Origin of the sequence: Polaromonas sp. UBA4122, from assembly GCA_002381615.1 — a bacterium.
Taxonomy (GTDB): Bacteria; Pseudomonadota; Gammaproteobacteria; order Burkholderiales; family Burkholderiaceae_C; genus Polaromonas.
This window is the reverse complement of sequence record DFWY01000081.1, coordinates 1-18,260: the sequence shown is the minus strand read 5'-3', so window position 1 is coordinate 18,260 and position 18,260 is coordinate 1. Positions and strand designations below refer to the sequence as shown.

Genomic DNA, 18,260 nt, shown 5'->3' with positions numbered 1-18,260 from the left:
CCGTAAGGACACCCATGAAAACCACCCCCAATTTCCAGGACGCCGATGCGTTTTACGAAAGCCTGCTGGACGCCCACAGCGGCCTGAGCCGCGAGGCATCCGAGCTGCTCAATGCCAGGCTGATCCTGATCATGGCCAACCAGCTGGGCGACAGCGCGCTGCTGCAAGCCTGTATTGCGGCGGCAAGCCAGACAGCCCCACCAAGCGCCCCGCCCGAAGTCTCACCCGGCGAGGGCCAGCCAGTCGAATAAAATCTGGGCAGTTACATCCAACCCAAGGCGGCATCCCTTCGATGCCGTTTTTCATTGCCCCATGACCGACGCTGCCATCCCAACCCCCGCCTCCCCTGCACCCGACGCTGCCAAAGTGTCACCACCCACGCCGGGGCTGGACAGCCTGGCCAAATCGTTTGAGCCTGCGGCGATTGAAAGCCACTGGGGCCCGCTGTGGGAGCAAAGCGGCCTGTATGAACCGACAATGGACGCTGCCAAACCCTCGTTTTCCATCCAGTTGCCACCACCCAATGTGACCGGCACGCTGCACATGGGCCACGCCTTCAACCAGACCATCATGGACTCGCTGACGCGTTACCACCGCATGCTGGGCCACAACACCTTGTGGGTACCGGGCACCGACCACGCGGGTATTGCGACGCAGATCGTGGTGGAACGCAAGCTGCAAGGTGAAGGCCAAACCCGCCATGACCTGGGCCGCAAAAACTTTGTCGCCAAGGTCTGGGAGTGGAAAGAAGAGTCGGGCTCCACCATCACACGCCAGATGCGCCGCATGGGCGACTCGGTGTCGTGGAAGCACGAATACTTCACCATGGACCCGAAAATGTCCAAGGTCGTCACCTCGACCTTTGTGCAGCTCTACGAGCAGGGACTGATCTACCGCGGCAAGCGGCTGGTCAACTGGGACCCGGTGCTGAAATCCGCCGTCAGCGATCTGGAAGTCGAAAGCGAGGAAGAAGACGGTTTTCTTTGGCACATCCGCTATCACCTGGCGGATGGCTCGGGCTCTTTAACGGTAGCCACCACGCGCCCCGAAACCATGCTGGGCGACGTGGCGGTGATGGTGCACCCCGAGGACGAACGCTACCAGCACCTGATCGGCCAGCGCGTACTACTGCCTTTGTGCGACCGCGAGATTCCAGTGATCGCCGACGACTATGTGGACAAGGCATTCGGCACCGGCGTGGTGAAGGTCACGCCCGCGCACGATGTGAACGACTATGCCGTCGGCCAGCGGCACCAGCTGCCCATCATCGGCGTGCTGACACTCGATGCCGTGATCAACGACAACGCCCCTGAAAAATACCGTGGCCTCGACCGCTTCGTGGCCCGCAAGCAGGTGGTGGCCGACCTGGAAGCGCAGGGCTTCCTCGTGGAAATCAAAAAGCACAAGCTGATGGTGCCGCGCTGCGCCCGCACCGGCCAGGTGATTGAACCCATGCTGACCGACCAGTGGTTTGTCGCCATGACCAAGGTCAGCGACCAAGACCCTAGCGGCAAGTCCATCGCCCAAAAAGCCATCGACGCGGTGGACAGCGGCGCGGTCAAGTTCGTTCCCGAGCAGTGGGTCAACACGTTCAACCAGTGGATGGGCAACATCCAGGACTGGTGCATTTCGCGCCAGCTGTGGTGGGGCCACCAGATTCCCGCGTGGTACGACGAAGACGGCAAGGTGTACGTGGCCACCGACGAAGCTGCAGCGCAAGCCCAGGCGCCCGGCAAGCAACTCACGCGAGATGAAGACGTGCTGGACACCTGGTATTCCTCGGCGCTGGTGCCCTTCTCGTCCTTAGGCTGGCCAGACAAGACGAAAGAACTGGACCTCTTTTTGCCCTCCAGCGTGCTGGTCACCGGCTACGACATCATCTTCTTCTGGGTCGCCCGGATGATCATGATGACCACGCATTTCACCGGCCAGGTGCCCTTCCACCACGTGTACATCCATGGCCTGGTGAAAGACTCACAAGGCAAGAAAATGAGCAAGTCCGAGGGAAATGTGCTGGACCCGGTGGACCTGATTGACGGAATTGAACTGGCACCGCTGCTGGAAAAACGCTCGCAAGGGCTGCGCAAGCCCGAGACGGCGCCGCAGGTTCGCAAGAACACCGAGAAAGAATTTCCGGCCGGCATTCCCGGCTATGGTGCCGATGCCTTGCGCTTTACCTTTGCGTCCCTCGCCAGCCTGGGGCGCAGCATCAACTTTGACAGCAAGCGCTGCGAGGGCTACCGCAATTTCTGCAACAAGCTCTGGAACGCCACACGCTTTGTACTGATGAACTGCGAAGGCCAGGATTGCGGACTGAATGAACACACCAAGGAGCAATGCGCACCCGGTGGCGAGCTTGAAAATTACCTGAGCTTCTCGCAAGCCGACCGCTGGATTTCATCGACCATGCAGCGCGTGGAAGCCGATGTCGCCAAAGGCTTTGCCGACTACCGCCTGGACAACGTGGCAGGCAGCATTTACCAGTTCATCTGGGATGAATTCTGTGACTGGTACCTGGAAATCGCCAAGGTGCAAATCCAGACCGGCACCGAAGCGCAAAAGCGCGCCACACGCCGCACATTGATTCGCACGCTGGAAGGCATACTGCGGCTGGCCCATCCGGTGATTCCTTTCATCACCGAAGAACTCTGGCAAAAGGTGGCACCTGTCGCTGGCCGGGCCGGCCCCTTCATCGGCCAGGCCGGCTACCCGCAGAGCCAGCCCGAAAAAATTGACCCGCAAGCCGAGGCGCATGTGGCCAAGCTCAAGACCTTGGTAGATGCCTGCCGCAATTTGCGCGGCGAAATGAAGGTGTCGCCGGCCACACGGCTGCCGCTGTTTGTGGTGGGCGATCCGGTGTTCATGAGCAGCGTCGCACCTGTGCTCAAGTCGCTGGCCAAGCTCAGCGAAGTCAAGGTGTTCGAGGGCGAAGCCGAGTGGGCCGCAGCAGCTCAGGCAGCGCCCGTGGCCGTGGTCGGTGAGGCGCGCATCTGTCTGCACATGGAAGTGGATGTCGCTGCTGAAAAAGCGCGTCTTGGCAAGGAAGCAGCGCGCCTTGAAGGCGAGTTGGTCAAGGTCCATGCCAAGCTCGGCAACGAGACTTTTGTGGCGAAAGTTCCGCCGGCCGTGCTGGAGCAGGAGCGCAAGCGCCTGACCGAGTTCACGGCCACGCTGGAGAAGATCAGGGCACAGCTGGCGCGCTTGAAGTAAGCGCGGCGCGCCCTGGGTCCATGAAAGCGCTGGACCGCAGTGCCAAACCGCCGTGCGGCGTGCCGATGGCTTCATGCATGCGGTGCGCGACATACCAGCTTGAGCGCAGCCGCGCCTCTCGCGTGTGCGAGCCCAGACGCGGCGTGACAAACAGGTTTTTCAGGCCCATGAGCGGCGAGCTGTCGCTCAGAAAATTCGCCTCGGCGCCGTCCAGAATACAGGCTTCAATGCGGCCATCGCACAGGGCTGCGGCCAGCGCGCCTTGATCAAACAGCGCGCCGCGGCTGATGCCGACCCATAACTGGCCACGCTTGCAGGAAACCAGCAACTTCTCGTTCACAAAGCCCTTGAACCGGGTGGCATACAGCATTTGCACCGACACCGCATCGGCCTGGCTCATCAACTCAGGCAACGAGACCGGCTGAATCCGCAAATGCTCCCAGATGGGCGCCGTGTAGTGCACAGCCGGGTCATAGCCGATCAGGCGAACACCCAGGCCGTTCAGCATGCCAGCCAGCGTATGCGCGGTAGGCGACAGTCCCAAAATGCCCACCGTGCTGCCATGAAGCTCACGCCCCTCCCGGGTTGTCGGTTGCTTGCGCCCCATCAGGGCCGCCACGATGGCGCGACGGTACAGCAGCAACAAACTGCTCAGCAAGTACTCTGCATTGGAGCGCACATTGGCATTGCTGGCTTGCACCACCTTGATGTCGCGCTCCTTGCAGACCATCAGGTCGGTGTTGTGCGTCCCCAGATGCAGGCGGCCTACGGCCTTGAGCCCAGGCAGGAAATCAAGCAACTCCCGGGTGACGACGGTGTGCCGTGAAAAGACAATGCCCCTGGTTTTGTAGGCCGCCTTGCGCAATGCAACCAGGTCCTCGGCGAACTCGGGACGGTATGCCACGCTGTGCCGGGCTGCAAGCCAGGCCATGGCCTCGGGCACCAATGCATCGAGAAGTAAGATGTCCACTTCGACAATCCTTTTTCTGCAGACAATGTTATTGCGCGGTTTACATACGTCCATTCGGGCTTTAGTCCGATTCGGGCGCTGTATCAACCATGTAACACTTTAGTCTTTTCCTGGTCAAAATTAATGCAAAAACTCAAACTCACCAAAGCCGTTTTTCCTGTTGCGGGACTGGGTACCCGCTTTTTACCCGCTACCAAAGCCCAGCCTAAGGAAATGCTGCCCGTCGTGGACAAGCCGCTGATCCAGTACGCAGTGGAAGAGGCTTATTCAGCGGGCATACGCCACATGATTTTTGTAACTGGACGCAATAAACGGGCCATCGAAGATCACTTCGATACCGCTTACGAGTTGGAAAACGAGCTGGAAGTGGCCCAAAAGCACGACTTGCTGGCCTTGGTGCGTTCCGTTCAGCCCGACGACATGAACTTTGCCTTTGTTCGCCAGCCCCGCTCCCTGGGCTTGGGCCATGCGGTGCTGTGCGCCGAACATCTGGTCGGCAATGAGCCCTTTGCCGTCCTGCTGGCCGACGACCTGATGGTGGGCCCGGCGGGGGGCCAGTCGGTACTGGCTCAAATGGCCGCGCAGTTCGAGCGGCTTCAGCAGTCGGTGCTGGCCGTGCAGGAAGTGCCGCTGGAGCAGACACGCCGCTACGGCATCGTGGCCGGAGAAGTCGTCAGCCCAGGGCTGATGAAAGTGCAGAAAATCGTGGAAAAACCAGCCCCGGAAGTGGCGCCGTCGCGCATGGGAGTGGCCGGGCGCTACATCCTCACGCCCGCAATTTTTGAGCATATCCGCCGTCAGGCCTCTGGTGTGGGCGGCGAGATTCAGCTCACCGACGGCATTTCAAGCCTGCTCACCGAGGAAACCGTGTATGCCCTGCAATACCAGGGCAAGCGCTACGACTGCGGCAGCAAGGAAGGTTTTCTGGAAGCCACTGTTGAACTGGCGCTGCAGCATCCCGAAGTAGGCGAGCACTTCCGCAACTACCTGAGCGGGCTCAAGCTCAATTGAGTCCCGGGCCTGCGGGGCCTGACCCGACCACAAGGCCTGGTAAATCCTCAACGCCGCTTCAGCACGTGAATGAAGTCACTGCCGGCAATTTGCTGGTCCACCAACTCATTGCCGGTCTGTTTGGCAAACGCCTGGAAGTCGCGGGTTGAGCCAGCATCGGTGGACACCACGCGCAACAGCTGGCCGCTGAGCATTTCGGTCAGCGCTTTTTTAGCTTTCAAAATGGGTAACGGGCAGTTCAGGCCGCGTGTGTCGAGTTCTTTGTCGATGTGCATGGGAATCCTTGGGTTGCTGCTATTTTAAGCAGTAACAAGGTGCGGCCCGGGTCGTCCACCGCGTCACTACCCTCGTGGGTCATGGTGGGCAAGTCACGGTAACGGATTGCTATGTTTTTTATAGCTGTTTACGCCCGTCATATATGGGCTATATGCTGCTTTTATCCACAATCAGGCAGAAACTCAGGCCGGAAAGACGCCTGTCGAGAGGTAGCGGTCGCCCCGGTCGCAGACGATGAAGACAATCACGGCATCGTTCACCGTTTTGGCAATTTCCTGCGCCACCCAGCAGGCCCCGGCGGCGGAAATGCCGGCAAAAATGCCCTCTTCGCGCGCCAGCCGGCGGCACATGTCTTCGGCGTCGCTCTGGCTGACCAGCATCAGCTTGTCCACGTGGCTGGGGTCATAAATCTTGGGCAAGTACGCCTGTGGCCATTTGCGGATGCCCGGAATGCGCGAGCCCTCGCTGGGTTGCGCGCCGATGATCTGGATGGCCGGATTTTTCTCTTTCAGGTAGCGCGAAACGCCGGTAATCGTGCCCGTGGTTCCCATGGCACTGACAAAATGTGTCACCTTGCCTGACGTGTCTGTCCATATTTCGGGCCCGGTGGTCTCGTAATGGATGCGCGGATTGTCCGCATTGGCAAACTGGTCGAGCACGCGGCCTTTGCCATCTTTCTGCATCTGGTCCGCCAGATCACGCGAGTACTCGATGCCGGCGCTTTTGGGCGTCAGGATCAGCTCGGCGCCAAAGGCCTTCATGGTCTGGGCGCGCTCAATGCTCAGGTCCTCCGGCATGATCAGCACCATGCGGTAGCCCCTGATGGCGGCCGCCATGGCCAGCGCAATGCCGGTGTTGCCCGAGGTGGCTTCAATCAGTGTGTCGCCCGGCTTGATATCGCCGCGCTCTTCAGCGCGCCGGATCATGGACAGCGCAGGACGGTCCTTCACGGAACCGGCAGGATTGTTGCCTTCGAGTTTGCCCAGAATAACGTTGCCGCGTGCTGCGTTTTCGGTGGCAGCGATGCGCTGCAAAGCGACCAGCGGCGTTTTGCCAATCGCGTCTTCAATGGTTGGATATTTCATAACCACACTGTGCCATAATTTAGGGCTTCGCTTCTTCCTGCCCGGGTGGTGAAATTGGTAGACGCAGGGGACTCAAAATCCCCCGCCGAAAGGCGTGCCGGTTCGATTCCGGCCCCGGGCACCAAATACCAAAAGCCGTTCCTGTTCAATCAGGGACGGCTTTTTTGTTGCCCTCACGCGTTGGGTGGGCTTACGCACTAACTCAAGCAGTTAGCGGATACGGCCAGAGGCGCACCTTGGGTCAGGCCGTCCGACTCCTCCCGGCACAGGCGAACATCGACGCCGCAGATCTGCCAAGCGTCAAAGTGACCAGCCCCAAGTCACTGAAGAATCAGGTGGGTCGTCGCTGTCAAGGTATCTTTGGAAACCGGGGCTAGTGCGCCAGTAGAGGAAATTTTGTAGCGGTCTTGCTCTGTACTTTTCAGATTCCCTGAGGTGTCAAAGGTTTTGAAAATCAAATTCACAATGGCGGTGCTGGCCGTGTCCGGCTCGACAACATAGCTGACCACCGTTTGCCCCTCCCGAGTTCCTGTGCTGCTGCTGCCCGTGAAATTGGTGGCTGTGCCGATAGTACCGGTATCACCGACCATGATGGATGTCGGAATGCTGGGCGGCGGCAGGTAAACGCTATAGACACCGCTCGAGCTGAAACCCAGTGGCGTGTAGTCGGTGTCGTAATAGGTGTTTATGGTTGCGGTGATCGATGCGCAGGTAGTCACATTTATTGACAATGTCAATGCGGTTGACCACGGCACCGACACTCCGTTAAAGGTTTGCCCGCCTGTGGCCGGAGCGGTGACCTCACTCGCCAAGCCGTTACAAGATCCAGAGACGTCATACCTCTTTGTATAACCATTGGCAACGAGTGTGCTGTAGGCGCTTTTCAGCGGAAACGACAGCGTTGAAGCGACCGGTCCGGTGGCTGGCGTTGAGTCACTACCGCCACCGCCACAGGCACTCAATAACGCAGCGAAGCAAAGACCGATGATGAGGCGATGAAGTTTCATGATTTTCCCTGCGGTGTTTAAGAATCTGGTTCAAAATTTCAAATCAGCAGTGTCCCAACGCTTTTCAGAGGAGCGGGGCTGATTAGGCTCGAACACCGGCTCTGTGCCGGTGCGGCTGTGCATATCCATCACTCTATACTCAAACAAACTTACTCAACAAGGCCCCCTGACATGCTGGAAAATCTGACGCCCTTTTTTCTGCACTGGGGCATCACTGCGCTTTCACTCTGGGTGGCCAGTCATATTTTCAATGGTCTAAAATTTGACAATGCTTCGTCATTGATCGTCTCTGCGCTGTTTCTCGGCTTGGCAAACGCCATCATCAAACCGCTGCTCATCATACTCACCTTGCCGCTGACGCTGCTGACGTTCGGCTTATTTGTACTGGTGATCAATGCTCTGATGATTTTGCTGGTGGCCTCGCTGATTAAGGGCTTCAAGGTGTCGAGTTTCTGGACGGCATTCTTTGCAAGCATGTTCATATCCGTGCTCAGCATCGTGATCGGCTCTTTTGTCGGTGGCAGTCCGGCAACCACCATACAAATGCCTCACGACGGCTTGTGGCTTTGAATGTCTAGCTTCAAGGGCAAGTGCATCGGAAGTGGCGGCTATCGCACTGATAGGTCGACGAAGAGCGGACGTGGTTGACCCGTTGGCGACCGCCCCCCTCGACCCATTGTGGTCATTCGAGGTGTTTTTCCAAACCGGCCCCTCAATCCGACGGACCCCTGCTACGAACCAACTACAGTTTCATTGATTGGTTTTACTAAAGTGTCTGCGGAACCGGACGCAGCCAGCGGCACCCGCATATTCAGACAAGCAATCATGGCCTGGTCCTACATGGCGTGATGCGCGCCGCCGGTAAGCTTGCCCTACACCAATGTGCACCAACGGATGGCAGTTTTTCCTGACCTAAAGTGTTTTTATAGGGGCAGCCGGGTTGACCCAATGTGCAGCCACCGACCAATGTAATAACCCCACACTTCACCCATGGAGACACTCATCACTTACCTCGCTGAAGACAACGCGACCGTCCTCGATAACCTGATCGAATCGCTTCGGGAGATCGCCGATGTCAAAGTCACAGCCCACTCCGCGACCCAGGCCGAAAGCACCCGCTGGCTTGATATGCATGCCGGAACATGGCATTTGGCCATCGTGGACCTGTTTTTAAAGGAAGGCAGCGGTCTGGGCATATTGGCAGGGTGCCGCAATCGCGAGTGGTACCAGAAGGTCGTCGTTCTGACCAACTACGCCACGCCAGAAATCCGCCTACGGGCGGCCGAGCTGGGGGCCGATGGGGTCTTCGACAAATCAACCGAGCTCGACAGCCTGTTTGCCTACTGCCGTGAGCAGACGGTCAATCTCAAGAAAGACGACGTCCAGCAGGCCGTGCGTGAAGCCATCGAGCGCAGCCGCTCTGTTGCCCCTAAATAGGCGTCGGCGAGAGTACTGCGCTGGGATTTTTGTTTTTTGGTGATGAAGGGTGCGCAGCACCTCGGTATCTGTCCAAGCCGTCTAGACTTTGGGAAAGTCGTCCTGCAATCTCTGAAGCGCTATGTTCTGCGCTACATCCAGACGCATTGCAGGAACTCCACGACCGTTGGCACTGGACCTTGGTCCTCTTGATATGCGATTAGTTTTGCGGCCAGACTACACATTTCGAGTGAATTCGTGCGTTCGAATTTTTACCGTATGCAGCGGCATCGTATTCACGCAGGCTCGTGGGCCTGCAACCACTGGCTGAGCAGCGGGTTGAACTTGTCGGGCTGCTCCATCAGGAAAAAATGGCTCGCGTTGCTGAATATCTCGGTGTGCACATTCGGCAAGCCATCGCCGAGCGCGCGCGTGGCGGTGAGCGAACAAATTGGATCGTTCTGTCCGGCCATTACCAGAGTGGGCGGCTGGATGAGCGGCAAGTCAGCCAGGGTATCGTGGTTTTGGCAGGCTTCATTTTGTCGCATGTAGCAAGCAGGCAAACGGGTTTCTCCGCCGATAAGGCGCTCGATCGCAGCTACACGATCGGGATAGTTGTTGAAGAAATCAGCTGAGACGAAATTCTGCACCGAGTGGCGCGCATGGTCAGCCCAGCTCATTCGCCAGGCCAGAGCTTCACGCATATTCAATAGAACCCGAGCTCCCAGGGGATCGAGCTTGGCAAAGGATGCGCACAACACTAGGGAGAGGACACGGTCCGGCGCCTGCAGCGCCATGTGCTGTGCCACCGCACCGCCCATGGAGCGCCCCACCACATGTGCCGCCGGAACCCCCAAATATTCCATGAGCTGCAGGGTATCTGCCGCCAGATCGGTGGTGCTCACCGGCTCGTCGATCTGAGTGCTCTTGCCCGCGCCCCGGTTGTCGAATGCAATCACGCGGTGGTGTTGTTTGAGCAGATCAATCTGGGTCAGCCAGGCGCTGTAATCGCCCGCCAACCCATGGATCAACACCACAGGGGTGCCTTGGCCTACGTCGAGGTAGCGCAGTGTGTAACGCCCCAGGGGCGCCTCTTTTGACAAATCGTTCATGCGCAGTTCCTTTGCTGAGTGATTGATTGATCCCGCTTCAGACAGGCGCGCTGCAATGGTTTATCCACTTACGGCCTACTCCACCCCCAAGTGGCTCTGCAGTTCGGCTTGTTGCTGCTCGAACAAATCGCGTGTGCCAGCAAACACCACACGCCCGGTATTGAGTAGCGCCACGTCATCGGCCACCTTCAATGCCAGACCGAGGTTTTGCTCCACCAAGACAATCGACATCTGCGTCTTTAGCATCGTGAGTATCTGGCCCACCTCGCGCACGAGCTGTGGCGCCAGGCCTTCGGACGGCTCGTCCAACAAGAGCACCCGGGGATTAGTCATCAGCGCGCGGCCGATGGCAAGCATTTGCTGTTCCCCGCCCGACAGGCTGCTGGCCTGCTGGCTCTGGCGCTCTTTAAGGCGTGGAAAAATATCGTAAATACCGTCACGCGTCCAGTGACTCTGGACACGATCCCCCTTGCGCGCAGCAACATCCAGGTTCTCGCGCACGGTGAGGCTGCCGAAAACGCGACGCCCCTGAGGCACAAGACCAACGCCACTACGGCAAATCATTTCGGGCGACCAGGTTTGTATCGCTTCCCCGTCGAGTCGAATACTCCCCGAGCGGGATGGCAAAAAACCGATGATCGAGCTGATGCAGGTGGTTTTGCCTGCGCCGTTGCGCCCCAGCAGGGCCAGAAGTCGGCCCGCCTGCAGATTCAGGCTCACATCATGCAGCACATGGCTGTCGCCGTAAAAGGCATTGACGCGATCGAGCGACAACAGGCTAGTGGCCAAGATAGATCTCCCGGGTGCGCGGGTCGTCAACCACTTCCTGACGAGTCCCGGCCGTGATCACCTCACCGTAGTGCAACAGTGTGATGCTGTCGGCAAAGGCCAATGCTGCTTTCATGTCGTGCTCGATCATGATGATGGTGATATTCCTGTCGATCGAAGCCAACAGCGCTGTAATGGTTTCGCGCTCCTGTGAGGACAGGCCCGCCAGCGGTTCATCGAGCAGCAAAAGCTGGGGCTGCTGTGCCAGGGCCATGGCGATCTCCAGCCGGCGTTTTTCACCATAGGAAGTTTGCTCCAGCGGCAGATGTGCCTTGTTTGCCAAGCCCACAGCGTCCAGCGCGCCCATCGCGCAGCTAGAGAGCGATTTCTCGTATTCAAACGAGCCCCACTGCCGCCAGCGCAGGGCCAATTTGCCCATCAGTGCGAGTTTGATGTTGTGGAGGAGCGTGTCACGCCCGAACAGGGTCAGGATCTGGTAAGTACGCGCCAGTCCACGCTGGGCGCGCGCCGCAGTGGATATCTGCGTGACATCCTGGCCCATCAACGTGATGCGTCCAGCGCAGGCTGGCAGATCCCCGGCGATCAGATTGAACAACGTGGTCTTGCCGGCCCCATTAGGGCCGATCAGTAAATGGCGCTCGCCCGGCTGCACGCTCAGGTTCACGCTGCGCGTGACCTGCAGTCCGCCAAAGGATTTGCTCAGGCCTGACAGTTCAAGAATCGGCGTGTTCACAGGGTGTCCTCGACTGGTAAGCCGGTATGCGCTGCACGCTTCTTGTCGCCCAAACGCTGGCGCCAGCGTGCCAGCCTTCGGCCAAGCCGCGCCAGACCCACTACGATCCCATCAGGCACGAACATCACGATGAAGATAAAGACAAAGCCCAGCAACATGACCCAACGGTCAATGTAGGCGCTGGCCACGTTTTTGAGCAGCACCACAAGGGCAGCACCGACCACCGGGCCGCTGAGCGTGCCCGCGCCGCCAGCAATCACCATCAAGAGCATTTCGGCCGAATTGGCCAGCGACAGGCTGTGCGGGCTGATGAACTGGTGATAGTAGACGTACATGAGGCCCGCCACCGCACCCAGAAAACCGCTGACGGTGAAAGTGATCCAACGGATCAGCCAGACGTTATAGCCCAGTGCACTCATCCGTCGAGGCTGTTCCTTGGTACCCCGAATGCTGGCACCAAACGGGGATCGCACCCAGATTGCGACCAAGCACCACACCAGCAGGAAAACAGCCAGCACGAAAAAATAAAAATTCCGTGCATCGCCAAGATCCATGCCGAACGGGCTCGGGCGAGTCAACCCGGAAATTCCGTTATCTCCGCCGGTAACCGCTGCCCAGCGGTAAGCGATGCCCCACAAGATCTGGCCCAAGGCTAGCGTGATCATCAAGAAGCTAATGCCTGTGGCGCGTAGCGCAATCAATCCAAACACGGCCGCCACGGCGGTTGTGCCGGCGAGCGCCATAGTGGCAGAGGCAAGATGCCCCCAGCCCAGATTTGTCATGAGCCAGCCGCTGGCGTAAGCCGACAGGCCCAGGTAGCCCGCATGCCCAAGCGAAGTCAGCCCGGCATAACCCACCAGCAAGTTCAGGCTGACAGCGAACAAGGCCGCAACCAGAATCTGGCTGGCCAGATTGATGTAATACACCCCGCCGATCCACCACGGCAGGCACAGAAGCAGGCCCAGCAACACCAACAACAGTACCCGCTTCACGCCGTGATTCTCCCGAACAGGCCACGGGGTCGCACCGCCAGAATGATGACCATGGGTAGAAACAAAATGATGTAGGCCAGATCGGGAAACAGAACCTGGCCAAAGCTGTAGACAAAGCCGATCAGAAAGCTGCCCACAAACGCCCCGGCAAGACTGCCCAAGCCGCCCAGGATTACGACCACCAGTGCCAGCGGCAGCATGTCGGCATCCAGTCCCGGATAAACCGACAGGATGGGCGCGGCCATTACGCCGCCAACGCCAGCTAGCGCTGTGCCCAGGCAAAACACAACAGTGAACAACCTTGAAGCAGGCACACCGATGCCCTGGGCCATTTGCCGGTCATCGACACTGGCGCGAATCATCACACCCAGTCGGGTCTTGTCCAGCAGCAGCCATAGACAGATGGCAATCACGCAACTGAACAACACCACGGCTAGGCGATATAGCGGAAAGGTCAGTCCCAGCATCTGCACGCCACCAGCCAGCCATTCGGGCGGTGAGACGGGGCGCGGGTCGCCGCCCCATATCCACAGGCTGCCATCTGCGATCACAAAGGCAACACCCAAGGTTGCCAGCACCTGCGACAAGGTGTTTCCAGCAAGTCGGCGCAAGACCAAACGTTCCACCAGCCCGCCCAAAATGCCAACGCCCAGCCCTGCGGCCAGGACTGCGACACCAAAACCGTGACCGCTCTCCAAAACGCTCAACCCAATATAGGCGCCGAACATGAAGTAAGCGCCATGCGAGAGGTTGGCAATACGCATAAGTCCGAAGATCAGCGAAAAGCCAGCGGCCAGAGTGAAGAGTACCCCACCCAAGGCCAGACTGTTCAGGCTCTGGATGAACCAGAATGACATCGAAGTACCCTTGTTCTGGACGGCCTATTTCTCGATGTTGTTGGCCGGCGGATAGTCGCGGGAATAAACCGGATTGGTCAAGAAATCCGTTTTGTTGTAGGTCCAGAATTGGCTGACAGCCGGGTAGGTCTTGATCACGGTGTTGATGAGCTTGCCGTTCTTGCGTTCGACCTTACGCACATAGATATCCATGATCGGATTCCCCAGCGCATCGAGGCTGATCTTGCCACGCGGATCGTTGCTGATTTGCACGTTGCGCAGCGCGGCCATGAAAGCTGCCTTGTCCTCGATATTGCCATTCACGTTCTTGAGCGCCTGCTCTAGCATCAGCGCCGCGCCATAAGCGCCCATGGAGTAATAGCCGGGGTCTTGCTTGTAGTCGCGGTTCATGGCCTGAACAAAGCGCTTGTTGTCCGGGTTATTGATGGACGCGGCATACCAGCCAGCGGAAATCACGCCCAAAGCCTCGTCGCCCATGGATTTGAGAATGCCTTCGTCCACGGTGGTCATCGCGCCAAGCAGGGGGATTTTGGCTTTCAAACCGTATTCGTCGTACTGCTTGAGAAACTTGATGCCATTGCCGCCCGCAAACGCCGCAAACACAGCGTCCACGTTGGGCTTGATCTGGCCGATGTAGGTGCCGTAATCGGCCACGTTCAGTGGTGACCAAAGCTTTTGCACAACCTTACCGCCGTTTTCCTCGAACGTGCGCTGAAAGCCGGCTACGATTTCATGGCCGAAGGCAAAATCATCAGCGATGATGGCAATGCGCTTGTACTTCAGTTCGCGCGCTGCATAGTCGCCCAGAACATGGCTGGGCTGAGCAGAAGTACCCACAGCACGCACAAACCACGGATTAGGTTTGCGCTGGGTCAGGTCCTCGGCGGCGGCCGAAGGAGAAATCACCGGCACCTCTGTCTTGCGGATGTAGTCATCAATGGCTAGCGCCTCGAAAGCTGCCAGCGGCCCGATGATCACCTGTACCTTGTCTTTTTCGACCAATTCCTGGGCTTTGGTCTTGGTAATAGCCGGCTGGCCGGCTGTATCCCCGACAAACAACTCCACCTTGCGGCCCGCAATTATGTTGTTGCGCTCCTTGAGGAACAGACGCAGGCCTTCCTCCATCTGCTTGCCACCAGCCGCCAGAGCACCAGATTTGATGGTCAGAAAACCGATACGGATTGCATCTTTTTCGGCCGCATGGGCCACACCAAAACAAGTTGTCGCGAACATGGCAGTGGCTGCCGCCACAACAAGCAAACTCTTAGACATGACATCTCCTTGGTCGTTGAATCTGACAAATATTCAAAGCTCATGATATATTACGATTTAACTTAAAGTCAAACAGACTTAGTAGAAAATCCCATCAATATAAGGGAATACACCAATGAATAACTGGAAATAAGCTCCAGAATTGCGTTTAATTGATACCTTATCTGATACATCAGATGTTGAAAAAAAGTCTAACTGTAATATTTTTAAATGAGATCAACCGACGCTTCTAAACCAGCGAACATCAGCCGGCTTTTGCGAGAAACTGTTTACGAACAGTTGCGCGCCGACATGATCAGTTGCCGATTGGCCCCGGGCACCGAGATCCGGGAAGCCGAGTTGGCGGCGCGCTTTGAAGTGAGCAAATCACCCGTACGGGACGCATTGATGCGCCTTGAACGGGAGGGCCTGGTTATCTCCCTTCCCAGGCAGGGCTACCGGGTGGCTCCTGTGTCGCTGAAAGATGTTCAGGACATGTTTCATCTTCGCGCCGCACTAGAACGAGCCTGCATGGAGCGCATCGTGCTGTATGCCAGCGACGAGCAGCTCGAAGAACTCAACGCGTTCAGGCATTTCAATCCCAGCGAATGGAATGGCGGCTTCGTTGTCTACAACCGCGCTTTCCATCATCGCCTTGCCCAGTTGGGCACGAATATCCGAATGCGGGACCATCTGATCGACCTGATCGACCAGATGGAGCGGGCTGTGCAAATTAGCCTGAGCAACATCAATAAAGGTGACCCCCAGTCCCTGGTACAGGAGCACAGCGAGCTCATTGATGCGCTTCAGGCGCGCGTCGTCAAGCGCGCACAGCGGCTGGCAGAACACCACATTGCAGCGGCTGGAAAACGGGTCAGAAACGCGATTTCAAAAATTGTCATTGGGGTTTAATTTTCAACTTTCTAGGGGGTTTTTCATGTCGAACACCAAACAGGCCCATCAGGTGCCCATTCACGGATTGTTTATCGATGGACGCGAAGTCCCGGCTTCGCAGACCGAACTGCTGGATGTGATCAACCCCGCCACGGGCGAGCTGCTGGCACAGATCAGCCACGCCAACGTGCACGATGTTGATGTCGCCGTGCGTAGCGCCGATACCGCCTTCCACAACCATGAATGGAGCAGCATGTCCAACCGGACACGCGCCCGGCTGATCAACAAGCTGGCCGATGTGTTTGAAACCCATCTGGATGAGATGTACCAGCTCGAGACCGCCAACAACGGGCGCTCACTCAATGAAACCCGGGCCCAGATTTCACGGCTGCCAGACTTCTTTCGCTACAACGCCGGCTTGGCCATAGCGCGGCGCGACTCGGTCATTCCGGTCGATGGCAACTACCTGAACTACACCATTCGCACCCCCATCGGCGTGGTTGGCAACTCCACGCCGTTCAACCATCCACTGATGATCATGGTTAAGAGCCTGGCTCCGACATTGGCATCGGGCTGCACCACTGTGGTCAAGCCATCCGAGTACACGCCATTGACCACGCTGCGCCTGGCTCGTCTGTTCGTCGAGGCCGGACTGCCGCCCGGCGTGTTCAACGTGGTTACCGGCCTAGGTCCGACCACCGGCAAGGCTTTGGCCGAACACCCCAGACTGGCCAAGTGGGTGCTGACAGGCGGCACGGAAGCCGGCCGAATCACCGGCGCGCTGGCCGGCGGCAACTTCGCGCATCAGACTTTGGAACTCGGCGGCAAAACCCCCGTGTTGGTGTTCGATGATTTCGATGTGGAACAGGCCGTGAACTACGCCGCCTTCGGAGCATTCGTTGGTGCGGGCCAGACCTGCATCTGCGGCAGCCGCCAAATCGTGCAGGAAAAAATTTATGACGAATTCGTGGAAAAACTGGCTGCAAAGGCCCAGACCATCCGTATCGGCAATCCGAAAGACCCTACCGTACAGCTGGGGCCGGTGGTGTCAGCGCGCCAGCAGCAACGGGTGCTGAACTATGTAAGGATCGGCATCGAGGAGGACAAAGCGCGCCTGGTCGCCGGTGGCAAGGTGCCGACTGACCCGGCGCTCAATAACGGGTTTTTCGTCGAACCAACCGTGTTCGCCGACGTGACGGCAGGCATGCGCATCTTTCAAGAAGAAGTGTTTGGTCCCTTCGTCTCGATCAGCAAATTCTCCACTGAAGCAGAGGGACTGGCACTGGCCAACGACTCACCGTTTGGCCTGGCCGGCGCGATTCGTACCAACGACATCACCCGTGCACACCGCGTAGCTGCACAGTTGAAGTGCGGCATCGTGTGGATTAACGATCATCACCGGCTCGACCCAGCCTCCCCTTGGGGCGGCGTCAAAAATTCAGGTATCGGCCGCGAATGTGGCACCGAATCGTTTGACCAGCACTTCGAAACCAAGAGCGTCATGGTGCGCCTGGATGACGCGCCGTTCGACTGGTACAAGGACACCGCCAAACAGCCGCGCCTGAATTGAGCTAAGCCATAGGAACACTCACATCAAGCGGGCTCAAACGCCGACCCCATTCACAACAACCCGATGAGTCCATCCAAATGACAGCTCAGAACACAACCATGGATTTCAGGAATGTGAAACTCACGGTGGGCGACAAACGACTGAGCGCCAAAGTCGCTGGCCAGGGCACCCCCATCGTGCTGCTTCACTCGCTGCTGGCCGATCAGACCAGCTTCGATCTGATCATGCCAATCCTTGCCCGAAGCCATCAGGTGCTGGCCCTGGATCTGCCGGGTTTCGGTGAATCCGATTTTGTGGGCGGCCAACTTGAAACGATTGCCGACCACATCGCCAAGGTCATCCAGGGTTTTGGCTTCAAGCAACGGCCCATCCTGCTGGGTAATGGTTACGGCGGCTTCATCGCGCTGCTCATCGCGATCCGCCATTCCAGCATTGCCTCGCGGCTTGTGCTCGCCGACTGCGGCGCAGCATTTTCGGAGCCCGGACGTGCTGCATTCAGAGGCATGTCGGCCACCGCCAGGGAAAAGGGACTGACCGCGATTGCTGATGTGGCGATGCGACGGCTTTTCTCGCCCGAGTTTCAGCAGCTCAATCCGCATTTGATCGAGGCGCGCAAAAAACGCTTTCTCTCGGTTGATCCTCAGACCTTCCACGGCGCGTGCGAAGCCCTGGCTTCGCTGGATCTGCGTACGCAGCTAAAGTCGGTGACCGTGCCCGCGCTGGTACTGGTGGGCGAGCAGGACGAAGCTACGCCACCCCCCATGTCGTATGAACTCAGCGCTGGATTGCCTGATGCCAAACTGGTTGTTCTCGCAGGCTGCGCCCATGTACCGCAGCTCCAGATGCCCGACGTGTTCATGGCGGCGATCAGGGAGTTTATTGATTAGGCCTGATCCATCCGGATTGGCCACCAACAAAAATTGTTCTGTCGTCTGGGTCTGGTCCACACTTGTCCCTTGTACGCGTCGATTGTTGACGCCGATCTAATACTGACCAGCCTGCCTTCAATAATTGAGTTGACTGGGTTAATAACCACTGCATGGTGATTTTTTAATCCATACAGCTCTTATATGGATGCCTCCCGGAT

At 58.0% G+C, this 18,260-nt stretch carries 18 protein-coding genes and 1 tRNA gene; 9 read left to right on the top strand and 10 right to left on the bottom strand.

Annotated elements, in window-relative coordinates:
* The first annotated feature begins 14 nt into the window (after nucleotides 1-14).
* Nucleotides 15-251 (top strand): DUF2783 domain-containing protein, encoded by a 237-nt coding sequence (locus B3F77_RS10870; protein WP_293604974.1) that lies wholly within the window; start codon nucleotides 15-17, stop codon nucleotides 249-251.
* A 61-nt stretch (nucleotides 252-312) separates the two neighbouring features.
* Nucleotides 313-3,210 (top strand): valine--tRNA ligase, encoded by a 2,898-nt coding sequence (locus B3F77_RS10865; protein ID WP_293604973.1) that lies wholly within the window; start codon nucleotides 313-315, stop codon nucleotides 3,208-3,210.
* On the opposite strand, the gene B3F77_RS10860 is transcribed toward B3F77_RS10865, so the two are convergent.
* Nucleotides 3,182-4,180 carry an NAD(P)-dependent oxidoreductase gene (locus tag B3F77_RS10860; protein WP_293604972.1) on the bottom strand — a complete coding sequence of 333 codons (999 nt, stop codon included), beginning with the start codon at nucleotides 4,178-4,180 and terminating at the stop codon, nucleotides 3,182-3,184. The genes B3F77_RS10865 and B3F77_RS10860 overlap by 29 nt on opposite strands.
* A gap of 123 nt (nucleotides 4,181-4,303) precedes the next feature.
* Here B3F77_RS10860 and galU point away from each other — a divergent pair, with 123 nt between their 5' ends.
* A complete protein-coding gene (galU, locus tag B3F77_RS10855; RefSeq protein WP_293604971.1) occupies nucleotides 4,304-5,191 on the top strand; it encodes a UTP--glucose-1-phosphate uridylyltransferase GalU in 888 nt (295 codons plus the stop codon).
* Nucleotides 5,192-5,238: 47 nt separating this feature from the next.
* Here the strand turns inward: galU and B3F77_RS10850 are convergent, their stop codons facing one another.
* Together B3F77_RS10850 and cysM are read right to left on the bottom strand one after the other, a co-directional pair.
* A complete protein-coding gene (locus B3F77_RS10850) occupies nucleotides 5,239-5,466 on the bottom strand; it encodes a sulfurtransferase TusA family protein (RefSeq protein ID WP_293604970.1) in 228 nt (75 codons plus the stop codon).
* Between the two features lie 183 nt (nucleotides 5,467-5,649).
* Entirely contained in the window at nucleotides 5,650-6,552 is a 903-nt protein-coding gene (gene cysM, locus B3F77_RS10845) for a cysteine synthase CysM (protein ID WP_293604969.1), read from the bottom strand.
* A gap of 39 nt (nucleotides 6,553-6,591) precedes the next feature.
* Here cysM and B3F77_RS10840 point away from each other — a divergent pair.
* A tRNA-Leu gene (locus B3F77_RS10840) sits at nucleotides 6,592-6,676 on the top strand.
* 196 nt (nucleotides 6,677-6,872) lie between these two features.
* Here the strand turns inward: B3F77_RS10840 and B3F77_RS10835 are convergent.
* On the bottom strand, nucleotides 6,873-7,559 hold the full coding sequence (locus B3F77_RS10835; protein WP_293604968.1) for a hypothetical protein: 687 nt from the start codon (nucleotides 7,557-7,559) through the stop codon (nucleotides 6,873-6,875).
* A 171-nt stretch (nucleotides 7,560-7,730) separates the two neighbouring features.
* Between B3F77_RS10835 and B3F77_RS10830 the strand changes: the two genes are divergently transcribed.
* Complete coding sequence (locus B3F77_RS10830; protein ID WP_293604967.1) at nucleotides 7,731-8,129, top strand: phage holin family protein; 399 nt, start codon at nucleotides 7,731-7,733, stop codon at nucleotides 8,127-8,129.
* Between the two features lie 420 nt (nucleotides 8,130-8,549).
* Entirely contained in the window at nucleotides 8,550-8,996 is a 447-nt protein-coding gene (locus B3F77_RS10825) for a response regulator (RefSeq protein ID WP_293604966.1), read from the top strand.
* 275 nt (nucleotides 8,997-9,271) lie between these two features.
* Here B3F77_RS10825 and B3F77_RS10820 read toward each other — a convergent pair whose 3' ends face one another.
* The 6 genes from B3F77_RS10820 to B3F77_RS10795 form a co-directional block, all read right to left on the bottom strand.
* Nucleotides 9,272-10,087 carry an alpha/beta fold hydrolase gene (locus tag B3F77_RS10820; protein ID WP_293604965.1) on the bottom strand — a complete coding sequence of 272 codons (816 nt, stop codon included), beginning with the start codon at nucleotides 10,085-10,087 and terminating at the stop codon, nucleotides 9,272-9,274.
* Between the two features lie 75 nt (nucleotides 10,088-10,162).
* The gene (locus tag B3F77_RS10815) at nucleotides 10,163-10,876 is read right to left on the bottom strand and encodes an ABC transporter ATP-binding protein (protein WP_293604964.1); all 714 of its coding nucleotides are present in this window, start codon (nucleotides 10,874-10,876) and stop codon (nucleotides 10,163-10,165) included.
* A complete protein-coding gene (locus B3F77_RS10810; protein WP_293604963.1) occupies nucleotides 10,866-11,609 on the bottom strand; it encodes an ABC transporter ATP-binding protein in 744 nt (247 codons plus the stop codon). The genes B3F77_RS10815 and B3F77_RS10810 overlap by 11 nt, the downstream gene beginning before the upstream one ends.
* The gene (locus B3F77_RS10805) at nucleotides 11,606-12,601 is read right to left on the bottom strand and encodes a branched-chain amino acid ABC transporter permease (protein ID WP_293604962.1); all 996 of its coding nucleotides are present in this window, start codon (nucleotides 12,599-12,601) and stop codon (nucleotides 11,606-11,608) included. Before B3F77_RS10805 ends, B3F77_RS10810 begins: the two co-directional genes overlap by 4 nt.
* A complete protein-coding gene (locus B3F77_RS10800; RefSeq protein ID WP_293604961.1) occupies nucleotides 12,598-13,458 on the bottom strand; it encodes a branched-chain amino acid ABC transporter permease in 861 nt (286 codons plus the stop codon). Before B3F77_RS10800 ends, B3F77_RS10805 begins: the two co-directional genes overlap by 4 nt.
* Nucleotides 13,459-13,482: 24 nt before the next feature.
* The gene (locus tag B3F77_RS10795; protein WP_293604960.1) at nucleotides 13,483-14,730 is read right to left on the bottom strand and encodes an ABC transporter substrate-binding protein; all 1,248 of its coding nucleotides are present in this window, start codon (nucleotides 14,728-14,730) and stop codon (nucleotides 13,483-13,485) included.
* 210 nt (nucleotides 14,731-14,940) lie between these two features.
* Here B3F77_RS10795 and B3F77_RS10790 point away from each other — a divergent pair, with 210 nt between their 5' ends.
* From B3F77_RS10790 to B3F77_RS10780, 3 genes are all read left to right on the top strand, one after another.
* Nucleotides 14,941-15,621, top strand: coding sequence for a GntR family transcriptional regulator (locus B3F77_RS10790; protein WP_293604959.1), 681 nt, complete (start codon nucleotides 14,941-14,943; stop codon nucleotides 15,619-15,621).
* 25 nt (nucleotides 15,622-15,646) lie between these two features.
* Nucleotides 15,647-17,173, top strand: a complete 1,527-nt coding sequence (locus tag B3F77_RS10785) for an aldehyde dehydrogenase (RefSeq protein WP_293604958.1) — start codon at nucleotides 15,647-15,649, stop codon at nucleotides 17,171-17,173.
* Between the two features lie 77 nt (nucleotides 17,174-17,250).
* The gene (locus B3F77_RS10780) at nucleotides 17,251-18,060 is read left to right on the top strand and encodes an alpha/beta fold hydrolase (RefSeq protein WP_293604957.1); all 810 of its coding nucleotides are present in this window, start codon (nucleotides 17,251-17,253) and stop codon (nucleotides 18,058-18,060) included.
* The last annotated feature ends 200 nt before the right edge of the window (nucleotides 18,061-18,260 follow it).

Coding starts and splice junctions, on each gene's coding strand:
- B3F77_RS10795 (WP_293604960.1), bottom strand. CDS start 14,730: ATGTCTAAGAGTTTGCTTGTTGTGGCGGCAGCCACTGCCATGTTCGCG.
- B3F77_RS10780 (WP_293604957.1), top strand. CDS start 17,251: ATGACAGCTCAGAACACAACCATGGATTTCAGGAATGTGAAACTCACG.
- B3F77_RS10835 (WP_293604968.1), bottom strand. CDS start 7,559: ATGAAACTTCATCGCCTCATCATCGGTCTTTGCTTCGCTGCGTTATTG.
- galU (WP_293604971.1), top strand. CDS start 4,304: ATGCAAAAACTCAAACTCACCAAAGCCGTTTTTCCTGTTGCGGGACTG.
- B3F77_RS10820 (WP_293604965.1), bottom strand. CDS start 10,087: ATGAACGATTTGTCAAAAGAGGCGCCCCTGGGGCGTTACACACTGCGC.
- B3F77_RS10870 (WP_293604974.1), top strand. CDS start 15: ATGAAAACCACCCCCAATTTCCAGGACGCCGATGCGTTTTACGAAAGC.
- B3F77_RS10800 (WP_293604961.1), bottom strand. CDS start 13,458: ATGTCATTCTGGTTCATCCAGAGCCTGAACAGTCTGGCCTTGGGTGGG.
- B3F77_RS10790 (WP_293604959.1), top strand. CDS start 14,941: ATGAGATCAACCGACGCTTCTAAACCAGCGAACATCAGCCGGCTTTTG.
- B3F77_RS10830 (WP_293604967.1), top strand. CDS start 7,731: ATGCTGGAAAATCTGACGCCCTTTTTTCTGCACTGGGGCATCACTGCG.
- B3F77_RS10850 (WP_293604970.1), bottom strand. CDS start 5,466: ATGCACATCGACAAAGAACTCGACACACGCGGCCTGAACTGCCCGTTA.
- B3F77_RS10865 (WP_293604973.1), top strand. CDS start 313: ATGACCGACGCTGCCATCCCAACCCCCGCCTCCCCTGCACCCGACGCT.
- B3F77_RS10825 (WP_293604966.1), top strand. CDS start 8,550: ATGGAGACACTCATCACTTACCTCGCTGAAGACAACGCGACCGTCCTC.
- cysM (WP_293604969.1), bottom strand. CDS start 6,552: ATGAAATATCCAACCATTGAAGACGCGATTGGCAAAACGCCGCTGGTC.
- B3F77_RS10785 (WP_293604958.1), top strand. CDS start 15,647: ATGTCGAACACCAAACAGGCCCATCAGGTGCCCATTCACGGATTGTTT.